Origin of the sequence: Streptomyces kurssanovii, assembly GCF_040677245.1 — a bacterium.
In the GTDB taxonomy this organism is placed as follows: domain Bacteria; phylum Actinomycetota; class Actinomycetes; order Streptomycetales; family Streptomycetaceae; genus Streptomyces; species Streptomyces kurssanovii.
Window position 1 is genome coordinate 44523 of sequence record NZ_JBFAQK010000021.1, and the last position, 14432, is coordinate 58954.

Genomic DNA, 14432 nt, shown 5'->3' on the forward strand with positions numbered 1-14432 from the left:
CATGGCCGCCTGGGAGTTCCGCGCCACGCATGTCGTGCCGCCGTGGGGCATGCCCGCGTGGGAGGCGCCGGACGTGTCCCGGCCCACGACACCGCTCGACCCGCTGCTGCCGGTCCAACTGGCCGAGCGGCGCGGCGACTGGGGGCAGATCGTGTGCGCGAACGGCTGGTCCGCGTGGGTCGACGGACGTCTGCTGGTCGCCGTGCCGCAGGAGCCGCCGGCCGCCGGCCGGCCCCCGGCCCGGACCGCGGACCCCCGCCCGCTGCTGGCCCGGACCGCCGAGACGCTGGCCCGCTACCGGCGCGCCGCCGACGACTTGGCGGACGGGCTGTCCGACGGCGAGACCTTCCGCGGACGTACCAGGGGGCTGCGGGCGGGGCTGGTGGTGGACGGCGAGGCGGTGTGGCTGTACGACGCGGAACACGAGCGGTGGGTCTACTGCGACGGACTCCGGCTGAGCACGTTCGCGGCCTCCTCGGGCCCGGCGTCGCACGCGGAGGCGCCCCTGGACACCGGCGCGAACGCGAACGCGGGCGGCGGTTCCGGAGCGTCCACGTCGGGCCCGGCCCCGCCGGAGCCGACGCGGGTGGTCCCTACGGGGACGCCCGGCCCGGATGCCACCCAGGTCGTCGACCACCCGGAAGGCCCGGAGGCCACCCGCGTCGTCGACCACCACCCACAAGCCCCAGAGGCCACCCAGGTCGTCGACCACCCAGAGGCCGCAGACGCCACCCGCGTCGTCGACAACTCGGAAGCCCCCGACGCCACCCGCGTCGTCGACCACCCCGAAGGGCCGTCCGCTCGTGGTGGTGAGCGCTGATGCCGCCGCTTCCCGGGATGCCCGGCGGCAGGCCGTCCGAGCTGGTCGGCAAGGAGGTGGCCAGCTATCTGGTGGAGCGGGAGATCGGCCGGGGCGGCATGGCGGTGGTCTACCGCGCGCGGGACCTGCGCCTCGATCGCACCGTCGCCCTGAAGCTGCTCGCTCCCGAACTGGCCCGCAACGACACGTTCCGCAAACGGTTCACCCACGAGTCACGCGTCGCCGCGTCGATCGACCATCCGCACATCGTGCCGGTCTTCGAGGCGGGCGAGACGGACGGTCTCCTCTACATCGCCATGCGCTATGTCGCCGGACAGGATCTGCGGGTACTGCTCGACCGCATGGGCCCCCTGCCCGCTGTCGCCGCGGGCCGTATCGCCGCGCAGGTGGCGTCCGCCCTGGACGCGGCGCACGCCCACGACCTGGTGCACAGGGACGTCAAACCGGGCAACATCCTGGTCGCCGAGGGCACGGACAGCGACCATCCCGAGCATGTCTATCTGACCGACTTCGGCCTGACGAAGAAGTCCCTGTCGCTGACCGGGTTCACCACCGTCGGGCAGTTCGTCGGCACACTCGACTACGTGGCTCCGGAGCAGATCTCCGGCCGGCCGGTCGACGGGCGGTGCGACGTCTACAGCCTCGGCTGCGTCGTGTTCGAGACGCTGGCCGGCGGCCCGCCGTTCAAGCGTGACGACGACATGGCCCTGCTGTGGGCGCACCAGTTCGATCCGGCGCCGCCGCTGACCGTGGAGCGGCCGGATCTCCCCCAAGCCGTCGACGACGTGATGGCCCGGGCGCTCGCGAAGAGTCCGGACGACCGCTACGACTCGTGCGGCGAGTTCGTGACGGCCCTGCGTGCGGCGACGGCCGCGGCGTACGCGGGACCGGGCGAGGGCAGACGTCCGGCGGCGGCGGTGGCCGGGCACGGCACGCTCCCGCCGCACGGGACCACTCCCCCGCCGGATCCGCCGCGGTGGGCGCTGCCCGTCTTCCCCGGCCTGGCCGGGCCCGGTCGTCAGTGACGTGGGGCGTCGGCCTGGCCGCGCCGGTGGACACGCGACGCCAGAAGCCCGCCGATCACGCCCGTGACCAGTCCCCAGGCGGCTGCGAGACCGAGGGCGGGCCAGAGGTTCGGACGCAGCGCCACCTCGCCGGCGAGGTCCCCGCCGAGGTCGCCGATGCCGAGCAGGGAGAGGCCGTAGTGCGCGTAGAGCCTGACGAGCAGACAGACGGTGAGCACGGTCAGCACGAGGGCGACGGCCATGTGGACGGCGTGCTGCCAGAGCCGGGTTCCGGCCGGTGAACGGACGGCCATCAGGAAGGCCGCCGCCGGCACGAGCACCGCGGCGGCCACCAGCAGCCACCAGGCACGGCCGTCGCGTTCGACGAGCGCCGCGAGATCGAGTGTCGACATGTCGCCGGTGCGCAGCACCTCGTCGAGCAGCTTCGGCATCGGCAGGCCGAAGGGGCCCTCGACCCTGCCCTCCCAGGAGGCCCCGAGGCCGAGGGTGAAGGCCAGCCAGACGAGGTTGGGCAGTCCGAGGAAGATCACGGCGAAGGTGTCGGCGGTGCTGTCACGGGTCAGGGCCACGACGACGGCGATGACCACGCCGACCGCCACGTAGGCGAGCAGCAGGGCGACCATGGCGTACGCGGCGGGCCGCACCGACTCCTGGAAGCGGAGCAGCCGGGTGGGGAGCGGGCTGCCGCGCGAGACGACCACCGCGAGGGCCAGGACGCCGGCCAGCCACAGCAGACCGAACAGCAGGGTGAGCGGGACATCGGTGCGGAACCCCACGCGGGGGGTGAGGTCCAGGAACTCCTCGAGGAATCCGCCGGTGGGATCCTCGACCGGGATGGTGAAGGTGTGGCGGGCCAGCGCGCCGAGGCCGATGAGGGCGAGCAGCCACAGGAAGGCCAGCCGGGCCGCCCAGCCCACCAGTTCGCCGGCGGAGGCGACGGCCCTGTGGCGCAGCGGCCGCAGGAAGCCGGCTGCCACGGTGAGCGCTCCGGCCAGTGACACGGAGAGGGGCAGGGCCGTGAGTCCGGCCTTCGTCTCCGCGATCACCCCGGCCTCCCCGGCGACCTCCACGGTGCCGCCCGCCGCCATCACGACGACGGCCGCGACGACGGGAAGGAAGCCGCCGTCGGGCAGGTCCGCCGCGCCCGCCGCCCACAGACCCAGGGTCGCGGTGACGGCCATGACGACGAGGCCGGCGAGTACCGCGGCGAGCGCATGGACCCAGCCGTGGGGCGGCCGGGTCGCTCCGCCGGGGCTGCTCGATGCCTGCTGACTCACGCTGCAACGCTATGCACGGCGGCTGTGGCGCGCTCTCCGGACGGGGCCGACCGCGTCGGCTTGCGGGCCTCATGGGTACCGAGCAGACAATAGGCACATCGAGAGCCAGAACGGAAAGAATCGCCCCTTCCGTCTTCCTACGCCCGGGAAGAAGAGCCGTGAGTGCCGAACCGCCGCCCCCCGGCCGCCCTACAGGCCCGCCTCCGGGTCCCCTCTCCGGTCGCTCGGAGCCGGGCGGCTCCACACCGCCGCCCCCGCCCGGTGGGGCCACGGGCAGCAGCCCTTCGGGCGGCGCCGCCGGTCCGCCGAACGGTCCGGACGGTCCTGGCGGTCCCGGGCCTGGGGACGGTGGCCCGACCGGTTCGCACGAGGGCCCGGGCCGGCCCTGGTGGCGGTCCGTCCCCCGCATCGCGACCATCGCGGTCGCGCTGGTGGCCGCCGTGGTGCTCGCCGTCGTGCTGACCCGTCCTGGCGGCGGGTCCGGTGGGTCCGGCGCGTCCGGCGGCGGGAGCGAGGTCTTCCTCCAGGCCGCCGGGTCGACCGGGCCCGATCCGTTCACCGGGTCCACGGCCAAGGACAGTTCGCCGCCCACGTCGACGCCGACCGCCGCACCGCCAGGAACCGGGACCGCGTCCCCCCATGTGACCCACAGCGTCGAGGGGTCGGCGCCTGGCCTGTACGGGGGCAGCCGCAAGGCGGCCAGCTGCGACGTCGAGAAGCAGATCACCGCGCTCGGCGCGGACCCGGCCAGGAACCGGGCCTTCGCACAGGTCCACCGGATCGAACCGCCTCGCGTCCCGGACTTTCTGCGCTCCCTCACCCCGGTGCAGCTGCGGATGGACACCCGGGTGACGAACCACGGCTTCAAGGACGGCGGGCCGAGGGCCTATCAGGCCGTGTTGCAGGCGGGCACCGCGGTGCTGGTCGACGACCGGGGAGTGCCGAGGGTGCGCTGCGCCTGCGGCAATCCGCTGCTCCCGCCCGTCGCCCAGAAGGACACTCCCCGTGCCGTCGGCGACGCCTGGCCCGGCTACCGCGCCTCGAACGTCGTCGTCGTCGCTCCGGCGGACAGGCCCGTCAAGGACTTCGTGCTCCGCGACGGTGACAAGTGGATCAAGCGGCCGGCCGGCGACACGGGCACCCGCGACAAGGAGACGAAGCCGCCCTCCCGCGAACCCGCCCCCTCCAAGGACGCCCCTCCCCCGGACGGCGGCAGGCCTCCGTCCGAGAAGCCCAAGGCGCCGCCCCCGCCCGAGCCCCCCTCGCAGGAATCCCCGCCTGCGCCGCCGCCCGAGTCGGAACCGGCGCCCGAGGAGCCCCCGTCGGAGCCGCAGGAGCCGCCCTCGGAACCGGCCCCCGACTCCCCGGACGGACCGGCACCCGACCGGCCGGACGAGCCGGCCCCGCAGCAGCCCGGCGGCACGAGCGGCCTCGCTCCCGGCCCGCCGGACCCGGCACGCGCGCCGGTCGTCCTCGGATCGGTGCTCGTCTAGGGTCTTCCGGGAAGACCTGACCGGGCGGACAGGGCTTAGCAGCCGGATGCCCGCCGGCGCAAGAGTGCGCGACCCGCCGTCGGCGGGCGCGGCTATGGGTGGCGTCACCATTCCTCGGCGCACGGGCCGTTCCTACTGTGACCGGAATCGTCTCGTCGCCTGTGGGAGGTCCGGATGCCGCTGTGTGGAAGCACGTCAGAGCCGGTGCGCGTACGCACCGCTCACCGGCTGCGCCGGGCCGCCGGGAGGCTGGGCACGGCGCTCGCCGTCGTCGCGGGCGGACTGCTGGTCTCCCCCGCTCCCGCCGCGCACGCCGCCGTCGCTCTCGAGCACGTGGCCGACTTCGGTGCCGACCCGGGCAAGCTGAACATGTACGTGTACCGGCCGGCGTCGCTCGCGCCGGAACCCGCCGTCGTGGTGGCTCTGCACGGCTGCACACAGAGCGCGCAGGTGTACGCCGACAACTCGGGGCTGACGACCCTCGCCGACCGGCACGGCTTCCTGGTGGTCTTCGCGGGCACCACGTCCGCCAACAACCCCAACAGCTGCTTCAACTGGTTCCAGACGTCGGACAACCGGCGCGGACAGGGCGAGGCCGCCTCGGTGCGGCAGATGGTCGCCCACGCCGAGTCCGCGTACGGAGCCGACGCGGGTCGCACCTTCGTCACCGGCCTCTCCGCGGGCGGCGCGATGACGTCGGTCATGCTCGCCGCCTACCCGGACGTCTTCGAGGCGGGCGCCGTGATCGCCGGCCTGCCGTACGACTGCACCCGGGACACCGGCCCGTTCGTCTGCATGAATCCGGGCACGGACCGTACGCCGGCCGTGTGGGCGCAGCGGGTCCGGGACGCCTACCCGTCGTACTCGGGACCGTGGCCGCGGGTGGCCGTGTGGCACGGCGACAACGACTCCACGGTCGCCCCGATGAACGCGGCCGAGCTGAGGGACCAGTGGACCGCCGTGCACGGGCTGGGCCAGACACCGGACAGGACGTCGACGATCGGCGCCAACGGCACCCGCAGGGAGCAGTATCTCGACGGGAGCGGGCAGGTCGCCGTGGAGGTGGACCGGGTGCCGTCGATCGGGCACGGGACGCCGGTCGACCCGGGCAGCGGCCCCGAGCAGTGCGGCCGTACGGGCACGGCGCACTTCATCGACTCGATCTGCTCCAGCCACTGGGTGGCCGGCTTCTTCGGACTGGCGGGCGGCGGCGACCCGGATCCCGGTGGTCTGCCCGCCCCGGCCGGACTCGCCGTGACCGGCAGCGCCGACACCTCGATCGCCCTGGCCTGGCAGGCGGTGGACGGCGCCGCGGACTACGCCGTGTACCGCGACGGGGCCCGCGTCGCCACCCCGCGGGGCACCTCGTTCACCGACACCTCGCTCGCCGCGGGCTCCACGCACACCTACCAGGTCGCCGCGCGTGACGCGGCCGGGGCGGAGGGAGCCCGCTCGGACCGGATCACCGCGTCCACCACGGGGACGGCGGCGGTCTGCTGGACCGGCAGCAATTACGCGCACGTCCAGGCGGGCCGGGCGACGACCACCGGCGGCTACACGTACGCCAAGGGTTCCGGCCAGAACATGGGCCTCTACAACACCTTCGTCACGCACACGCTCAGGGAGTCACCGGCCGGGCACTACGTCATCGCCGACGGCAACTGCCCCTGATCTCCCCCGCCTTGACCGTCCCGGCACATGGGTGTGCCCCGGACGTCCGCCCTTCCCGCCACTTTCATCTCAGGAGGCCCTTCCGTGCCCTTCGTCCCGCCGCCAGGCATCTCAGCCGAACACCGCAGACGGTCCGGCCCGCTCGGCCGTGCCGTACGGGTGGTCGCAGGGGCCGCGCTGCTGCTCGGCCTGACCGCCGTCCCCGCCGCGGAGGCCCGGGAGCCGGGCCACTGCGCACGGCAGCAGACGCTGCGGGTGCCCGGCGCCGGACACCAGGAGCTCTCCTGCCTTGAGGAGTTGACGACGGCGGGGACGATCGCGTCCGGGCACACCGACCAGGCCGACTGGGCGGGGCTCACCCCGGCCGGGCTCGCCACGCCCAGCGGTGTGCCGGGCATCCAGATCGACGGCTACTTCCCCGACAGCTCGGCGGGCAACACCAACCACGGCTGGAATCACGACTCCCAGTTCGTCATCCGGCTCCCCGACCGGTGGAACGGCGGCCTGGTGATCGCAGGCTCCCCCGGAGTGCGTGAGCAGTACGCCAACGACCGGGCCATTTCGGACTGGGTGCTGTCCCGCGGCTACGCCTTCGCCGCGACCGACAAGGGCAACACCGGAGCGGCGTTCCACCGGGACGGCCGGCGGCCCGGGGACGCCGTCGCCGAGTGGAACGACCGAGTCACCCAGCTGACCAGGGCCGCCCGTGCGGTGGTGGCCCAGCGGTACCACCGGCCGCCGCGGCACACTCTGGCCACCGGCATGTCGAACGGCGGCTATCTGGTGCGCTGGCAGTTGGAGAACCATCCCGAGCTGTACGACGGCGGGGTGGACTGGGAGGGCACGCTGTGGCGCACGGAGGGCCCGAACCTGCTGACGTTCCTGCCGCCCGCGCTGCGCGGCTATCCGGTGTACGCGGCCGGCGGAGCAGGCGCAGCGCAGGCTCACCGGGACATGGTGGCGGCCGGGTACCCGGCGGGCTCGGAGTTCCTGTGGCCCTTCCACCACCAGTACTACTGGGACCTGACGCAGCGGATCTACCGCGAGGAGGTGGACCCCGCCTTCGACGGTGCCACGGAGGCGGGGACGCCGTTCTGCGCTCCGGGGACACCGGCGTGCGACGCCGACTACGACTACGCCTCCCGGCCGCCCGAGGTGCACAGGGCCGTGGACCGGATCGCGCTGACGGGCCGGATCGGGAAGCCACTCATCACGCTGCACGGCACGCTCGACGTGCTGCTGCCCATCGGTGAGGGGTCCGACGTCTACGCGCGCATGGTGCGCGATGCCGGCCGTGACAGCCTCTTCCGCTACTACCGCGTCGAGGGCGGCACCCACGTCGACTCGCTGTACGACGTGTTCCCCGACCGGCTGAGGCCGCTGACGCCCTGTCACCGTGCCGCGTTCACGGCGATGGAGGAGTGGATCGGGCAGGACAGGGAGCCGGCAGCCGGTCACACCGTGGCCATGCCCGGCGCCGGCCGCGACCGGCTGACCGACTGCTCTCTCGACCGCCGCTAGGACCACGTCCGGCATGCCCGACGGCCCGCCGGCCCGCCCGAGGAGGGGGGGCCGGCGGGCCGTCGCGGCGTGGTGTCCCGCGACGAACGGTCAGGCGCGGACCAGCCGCAGCGTGACCAGCTCGAAGGGCCGCAGCGTCAACGGCACGCCGCCGTCGCCCAGTTCGGGGGCGGGTACGTCTGCGAGGGTCCGTTCCAGGAGGTCCGTGGCCGAGACCCCGGCGGCCGGGAAGCCGGGCGTCAGCCGCGTCCGGGCCCTCCCGCCCGTCGCCTCGTACAGCCGCACCACCACGTCGCCGCTGCCGTCGTCGGCGAGCTTGACCGCGCTGATGACGACCGCGTCGTTGTCGACGGTGACCAGCGGCGCGACCTCGGCGTCACCGGGGACGCGGCGCTCGGGAAGGTTGATGCGGTAACCCTCCCGTACCGCGTCGCCGATGGAGGCGCCGGGGACGAGGGCGTGGCGGAAGCGGTGCACGCCCTGGTCGGTCTCCGGGTCGGGGAAGCGCGGCGCGCGCAGCAGGGACACGCGCAGGGTGGTCGTGGTCCCGGCGTCGGAGGCGCGGACGGTGCGGGTGACGTCGTGCCCGTAGGTCGAGTCGTTGACGAGGGCGACGCCCCAGCCCGGCTCCTCCATGTGGACGAAGCGGTGGTTGCAGGCCTCGAACTTGGCGGCCTCCCAGCTGGTGTTGGTGTGTGTGGCCCGGTGGAAGTGGCCGAACTGGGTCTCCGAGGCGTACCGCTCGGCGTGGACGTCGAGCGGGAAGGATGCCTTGAGGAACTTCTCCGTCTCGTGCCAGTCGACCTCCGTGTCGATGTCGAGGCGCTTGGCGCCCGCCGCGAGGGCGATCAGCTGGGTGACCTTCGAGTCGCCGAAGGAGCGCACCACCCGGACCGCCGCGGCAGGTCCCGAGCCGGCGGCCGTGACCTCGTCGGCGTCCGTGAGGTCGGTGACGGTGTTGCGGTAGAAGGCGTCGACGTCCCAGGCGTCCCACATGTTGGGGAAGTCGGGGTGGACCTGGAGCAGGTTCGCGGCGCTGCCGGGCGCCACGGTCTCCCGCTCGGCGCCGATGTCGTAGACGGAGACCACCAGACCGCGGCCGTCGATCTCGACCTGGAGGAGGCCGTTGTCGAGCACGTAACCGCCGCCGTCGCGTTCGGAGAGCTGGGCGGTGCCGCCTTCCGCGCCGCGGGCCGCGCCGCCGGCGGCGACGCCGTGCCGCTCGTGCGGGGCGGCGTTGAACACCAGCTCGCCGCCGGCGGCCGCGTCGCCGGCGAGGGCACGCTGGGCCGCGCCGATGATGTCGTTCAGCTCTGCCGCGACGGCCGCGTACGTCTTCTCCGCCTCGCGGTGCACCCAGGCGATGGACGAGCCGGGCAGGATGTCGTGGAACTGGTGCAGCAGCACCGTCTTCCAGATCCGGTCCAACTGCTCGTACGGGTAGGCGAAGCCGGTGCGGACGGCGGCGGTCGCCGCCCACAGTTCGGCCTCGCGCAGCAGATGCTCGCTGCGCCGGTTGCCCTGCTTGGTCTTCGCCTGGCTCGTGAGGGTGGCGCGGTGCAGCTCGAGGTAGAGCTCGCCGACCCACACCGGCGGGTGGGCGTATTCGGCCTCCGCCTTGGTGAAGAACTCCGCGGGCGTTTCCCACGTCACCGTCGCCGAGCCCTCGAGGTCGCGCAGGCGGGCCGCCTTGGCGACCATCTCGCGGGTGGTGCCGCCGCCTCCGTCGCCCCAGCCGGTCGGCGCGAGCGAGTGCCTGGCCATCCCCTTGTCCTTGAAGTTCCTCTCCGCGTGGGCGATCTCGCTGCCCTTCATGGAGCAGTTGTAGGTGTCGACGGGCGGGAAGTGGGTGAAGATCCGCGTGCCGTCGATGCCCTCCCACTGGAAGGTGTGGTGCGGGAACTTGTTCGTCTGCGACCAGGAGATCTTCTGCGTCAGCAGCCACTTGGAGCCCGCCGCCTTGATGATCTGCGGCAACCCGGCGGCGAAGCCGAAGGTGTCGGGCAGCCATGCCTCGTCGTTCTCGATGCCGAACTCGTCGAGGAAGAAGCGCTTGCCGTGCACGAACTGACGGGCCATCGCCTCCGAGCCGGGCATGTTGGTGTCGGACTCGACCCACATCCCGCCGGCGGGGACGAACCTGCCGTCGGTGACCGCCTTCTTGACCTTGGCGTAGACCTCCGGGCGGTGTTCCTTGATCCAGGCGAACTGCTGCGCCTGGGACATGGCGAAGACGAAGTCCGGCTCGTCCTCCAGCAGGGCCGTCATGTTGGCGGTCGTACGGGCGACCTTGCGCACGGTCTCCCGCAGCGGCCACAGCCAGGCGGAGTCGATGTGGGCGTGGCCGACGGCGCTGATGCGGTGCGCCGAGGGCCGGGCGGGCGTGGCGAGGACGCCGGCGAGCTCGGCACGGGCGGCGGCAGCGCTGCCGCCCACGTCCTGGAGGTCGACGCGGTCGAGGGCGCGGCCGACGGCGCGCAGGATGTCGTGGCGGCGGGCGCCGTCCGCGGGCAGTTCGTGCATCAGCTCGCCGAGCACCTCGAGGTCGAGGACGAGGTGCCACACGGTCTCGTCGAAGACGGCGAGGTCCATGCGGGCGAGCCGGTACTGCGGGGCGCTGCCCGCGGTCTCCTTGTCGCCGAGCCGCGTCGGCAGGAAGGGGTGGTAGTCGAGGATGACGGGGTTCGACGCGGCCTCGATGTGCAGGCGGACCTCTTCCCCGCCCTCGGCCGGTGCCGCGACGCGGACCCACTGGTTGCGCGGGTTGAGGCCCTTCACCGGGGTGCCGTCGGGCCGGTAGACGAGGCCTTCGCACTGGAAGCCGGGCATGTTCTCGTCGAAGCCCAGGTCGAGGAGGGCCTCGACGGCCCGGCCCGCCCACCGGCCGGGGACCGTGCCGGTGACGGTGAACCAGCTGGTGCCCCACGGAGCACCCCACATGTCGCCCACCGCGACCGGTTCCGGCGTGGCGGCAAGTCCCTCCGCGACGGGGACGGGCTCGCCCGGCGCGTTCCACACGGCCACGTCGAGCGGCACGGACTCGGGGTACACGGCAGGGCGGATGCGTTCGTCGAGGACACGCCTGAGGCGGGCTTCGACGAGGGTGCGGTCGTCATGCATGAGGGGTGCTCCGGGGTTGTCGGGGGTGGGGCGTGTTACCAGGGACGGACGGCGGTCGCGGGGGCGGACGTGGTGTAGAGCTCCCCCACGGCGCGCACTTCGAACCGGGCGGAGCGTTCGCCCGGTTCGGGCCGCAGGTCACGGGCGAAGAAGGCGCGCTGACAGGTGGCGCCGAGGAAGCGCCGTGTGCCGTCGGGCAGCCGCCGGTGCAGGGTGTAGTGGCGTACGGCCGGTGTCGCCGTTGCTTCGTCGGCGGCGCCGGGCGCGGCCTGCCACACGAAGCGCATGCCCTCGTCCGTCGCGTCGGTGATCCGCAGGGCGGCGGGGGCGGCCGGGACCGGCTCGCCGCCGTCGTGCACGGCGAGCGCGCCGAGGCGCCAGCGCACGGGGCCGCCGTCACCGGTGAGCCGGACGCCGAGTGCGTGCACGGTCCCGGACAGACCGCTCAGCCGTACGGTCCGGGTGGTCCAGCCGTCCTCGGCGGTGCCGACGGGGAGACAGGTGTACGGGTGGGGTTCGCCGGGGGCGGCGGGTTCCGCGGTGGCGAGGGCGAGTTCGACGGTGACCCGGCCCGCGTCGGCCCGGTGGGTGAACTCGACGACCGTGTCCGGCCCGAGCGGCAGCCGGGTGGCGTACAGGTCGACGGTGACGGGGGCGTCGGGGGAACCGTCGACGAGGAGGCTGCTGCCGCCGTGCCAGGCGTCGGCGAAGTCGAAGGCGACCCGGGGGCGGCTGCCTTCGGTCCGTACGACCCACTGGCGTGAGGGCATCCGGTCCTGGAGCCCGAGGTGGTTCCAACCGGCGTCGGAGACGGCCTTGCCCTCCTCGTACCAGCGCAGCCCGTGGCCGGTGTTGAAGACGGTCGCGAAGGGCAGGCCGGCGACGGTGGAGCGGTCGGCCACGGCGAGCGCCGGGGCACGCCAGGAGTCGGAGGTGTCCGGCCGTGACGGGTCGAGCGACCGGCCGCTCCAGAAGCGGTCGTCGGCCGCGTGGAACTGCTCCGGGGTGCGTCCCGCGGGCAGGTGGTTGCGGGTCCATTCCGGGCGGTAGAGGCCCAGCGAGACGATGTCCTCGCCGCGCTCGGGGATGACGGCGTCCCAGTCGACGGACTTGTTCCAGCCGCTCGCCTCCACGTCGACCCCGGCCCACAGTTCGTACCGGCTGCGCCCGAGTCGGCCGGCGAGCTGCCCGGAGGAGGCGAGGGTGGAGGGCGACCAGCGGAAGTCGACGAACATCGAGTCGGCCGCCTCGAAGAAGGGACGGTTGCGCTCGTTCAGCGCACCCTGCCAGCTCACGGAGCCGTTCACGGTCATCGAGTCGTACCAGGTGACACGCAGGCCCTTCGCCGTGCCGAGACGCTTCAGTTCCGCGAGGAAGCCGCGCATGTCGGCGGCCAGCGCACTGTCGCCGCCGCCGGTCTCCGCGTTGACGAACCAGCCGTCGAATCCGTACGCGACGGCGACGGCGACGAGTTGCGCGGCGAGCGGGAAGCGGCCGAAGGAGTCCTTCTGCACGAGGTCCCGGGTCCAGCGCAGATCGCCGCCGTAGGCCACGGGCGGCAGGAAGACGTTGCCGAGCACGGGCACCCCGTGACGGTGGGCGGCGTCGACGACAGGGGCGTTGGGCGCGAGGACCAGGCCCTCCCCAGAGGAACCGCCCCAGAAGACCAGCTCGTCGACGTAACCCCAGTGGGTGGTGGCGTAGTAGTCGGCGGTGGGTGCGCCCTGGGACGGGTTCGAGGCCGTGGGCGCGAAGGAGACGAGGGACTGGATCCGGGCCTGGCCCGCGCGGGCCGTGCGATTCACCGGGGTGGGCGTGAACCGGCGCGCGAGCGGGACCGCCGCCCTGTTGAACGGAAGGTCGGCGTCGTCCTCCGCGCGCCAGGCCTTCAGACTGCGCCAGGTGATGCCCTCCCCGGGGCTGCCGGAAGGCAGCGAGTCCGGGTACCAGTAGGACGCGTACGGCGCGCCGAGCACGTTCCGCTTCGCAGCGGCCGTGCCCGGTGCGAGGGCGGGAACGAGGGCCGCCGCGGCGGATGCCATGAGGACGGCTCGTCTGCTGAGGTGGGGGGCCATGTCGTGTGCTCCGTATCGTGTCGTGGACGGCTTACGGTGCGGTGCGGGCGGCCGGTCCCCGGGGGAGACCGGCCTGTTGGGGTGTGACGACCTCGGTGATGCCGCGGGCGGCGAGGTGGTCCGGGTCGTCGGCGCGGCTCGCGAGGACCGTGGTGGGGCGGGCGCCGTCGGCGGTGAGCCGGGCGAAGGCCTCGAAGACGGGGCCGCCGGGAGCGCAGACCGAACGCCGCGGCGCGGTCTCGTCGTCGCCGGCGTCGACGACGAGGGCACAGGTGCGCGGGGCGGGCCGGTGCTCGCGGCCGCGCCACTCCTCGGCGATCCGGGCGACGGCCCGCCCGGCGGGCTTGACGCGGCGGTCGTTGGTCAGCAGGCCCAGGGTGTACTCGAGTTCGGGGAAGTCGGCGAGCGAGCGCGACACGTCGTGGGAGCACCACCAGGTGACGCCCCACAGGTCCGGGCAGTCGAGAGCGTTCGCGACGGTGGCCGCGGTGAACGCGGCCGCGTGCTCGGGCGCGATGTGCGGCGCGGGCGCCCCGACCTCCTGGAGCCACACCGGGCGGTGCGGCTCCAGCGCCCAGGCCTTCGACAGTTCGACGAGATAGGCGGCGTGGTGCTCGGTGGCCGTGGCGCCGGCTCCGTACCGCTGCGCGGTGCCGTTGAACACCCAGGAGTGCACTGCGGTGACCGCGCCGGTCCGGGCGGCGTGGGCGGGGGTGAAGGGCTGGTCGTCCTGGTACCAGGAGGCGTCGTACTCGGCGTGCAGGTGCGTCCGGCCCGGCGCGCCCTCCTCGCAGGCGGCCAGCAGGCGCTCGAGCCAGCTGCCGGCCTGTGCGGGGGTGATGCGGTCGGGATCGGGGTGCGGTGACGCGGCGAACTGCGCGATCTCGTTGCCGACGGTCATGCCGATGAAGTTGGGCCGGTCGGCGAGGGCCGCGGCGAGGGTCCTGAGGTACTCGGCCTGTCCGGCGACGACGTCGGGATCGGTGAAGATGTTCCGCCGGTGCCAGGTCCGGGTCCAGGCGGGCAGGAAGTCGAAGCTGGACAGATGGCCCTGGAGGCCGTCGACGTTGACGTCCAGCCCCCGCTCGGCCGCGGCGTCGGCGAGCTGCACGAGCTGTTCGACGGCGCGGGGGCGGACGAAGGTGCGGTTGGGCTGGAACAGCGGCCAGAGCGGGAAGACCCGGATGTGGTCGAGACCGAGGCCCGCGATCGAGTCCAGGTCGGCGCGCACGTGGTCGAGGTCGAAGTCCAGCCAGTGGTGGAACCAGCCCTGGCTGGGCGTGTAGTTGGCGCCGAAGCGCGGCGGGGCGGAGCTCATGAGGCGGCGACGTCCAAGGTCTCGTGGGGTGTCGGTCGGGCGGGCGGCGCGGCCGCAGGGTGCCAGGGGCCATGGTTCGCCCTGGGCCATGGGCCATGGGCCATGGTTCGCC

General features: G+C 73.6%; 9 protein-coding genes. 5 read left to right on the plus strand and 4 right to left on the minus strand.

Features of this window, described 5'->3' with window-relative positions:
* Nucleotide 1 precedes the first annotated feature (1 nt).
* Both AB0K36_RS17240 and AB0K36_RS17245 read left to right on the plus strand, forming a co-directional pair.
* Nucleotides 2–820 carry a hypothetical protein gene (locus AB0K36_RS17240; protein WP_364594558.1) on the plus strand — a complete coding sequence of 273 codons (819 nt, stop codon included), beginning with the start codon at nucleotides 2–4 and terminating at the stop codon, nucleotides 818–820.
* Nucleotides 820–1845: a serine/threonine-protein kinase gene (locus AB0K36_RS17245; RefSeq protein ID WP_364594561.1), complete on the plus strand. Its 1026-nt coding sequence runs from the start codon at nucleotides 820–822 to the stop codon at nucleotides 1843–1845. Before AB0K36_RS17240 ends, AB0K36_RS17245 begins: the two co-directional genes overlap by 1 nt.
* Here the strand turns inward: AB0K36_RS17245 and AB0K36_RS17250 are convergent.
* Nucleotides 1839–3122: a streptophobe family protein gene (locus AB0K36_RS17250; RefSeq protein ID WP_364594564.1), complete on the minus strand. Its 1284-nt coding sequence runs from the start codon at nucleotides 3120–3122 to the stop codon at nucleotides 1839–1841. The two genes, AB0K36_RS17245 and AB0K36_RS17250, sit on opposite strands and share 7 nt — an antisense overlap.
* 158 nt (nucleotides 3123–3280) lie before the next feature.
* On the opposite strand from AB0K36_RS17250, the gene AB0K36_RS17255 reads away from it, so the two are divergent.
* From AB0K36_RS17255 to AB0K36_RS17265, 3 genes are all read left to right on the plus strand, one after another.
* Nucleotides 3281–4615, plus strand: a complete 1335-nt coding sequence (locus tag AB0K36_RS17255; protein WP_364594567.1) for a DUF6777 domain-containing protein — start codon at nucleotides 3281–3283, stop codon at nucleotides 4613–4615.
* 204 nt (nucleotides 4616–4819) lie between these two features.
* The gene (locus AB0K36_RS17260) at nucleotides 4820–6286 is read left to right on the plus strand and encodes an extracellular catalytic domain type 1 short-chain-length polyhydroxyalkanoate depolymerase (RefSeq protein WP_364594570.1); all 1467 of its coding nucleotides are present in this window, start codon (nucleotides 4820–4822) and stop codon (nucleotides 6284–6286) included.
* Between the two features lie 84 nt (nucleotides 6287–6370).
* Complete coding sequence (locus AB0K36_RS17265) at nucleotides 6371–7807, plus strand: 3-hydroxybutyrate oligomer hydrolase family protein (protein ID WP_364594573.1); 1437 nt, start codon at nucleotides 6371–6373, stop codon at nucleotides 7805–7807.
* Between the two features lie 90 nt (nucleotides 7808–7897).
* Here the strand turns inward: AB0K36_RS17265 and AB0K36_RS17270 are convergent, their stop codons facing one another.
* From AB0K36_RS17270 to AB0K36_RS17280, 3 genes are read right to left on the minus strand one after another with little or no spacing between them, the layout of a single operon-like run.
* The gene (locus tag AB0K36_RS17270; protein ID WP_364594576.1) at nucleotides 7898–10927 is read right to left on the minus strand and encodes an alpha-mannosidase; all 3030 of its coding nucleotides are present in this window, start codon (nucleotides 10925–10927) and stop codon (nucleotides 7898–7900) included.
* A 35-nt stretch (nucleotides 10928–10962) separates the two neighbouring features.
* Nucleotides 10963–13002: an endo-beta-N-acetylglucosaminidase gene (locus AB0K36_RS17275; protein ID WP_364594579.1), complete on the minus strand. Its 2040-nt coding sequence runs from the start codon at nucleotides 13000–13002 to the stop codon at nucleotides 10963–10965.
* Between the two features lie 31 nt (nucleotides 13003–13033).
* Nucleotides 13034–14320: a glycoside hydrolase 5 family protein gene (locus AB0K36_RS17280; protein WP_364594582.1), complete on the minus strand. Its 1287-nt coding sequence runs from the start codon at nucleotides 14318–14320 to the stop codon at nucleotides 13034–13036.
* Nucleotides 14321–14432 lie beyond the last annotated feature (112 nt).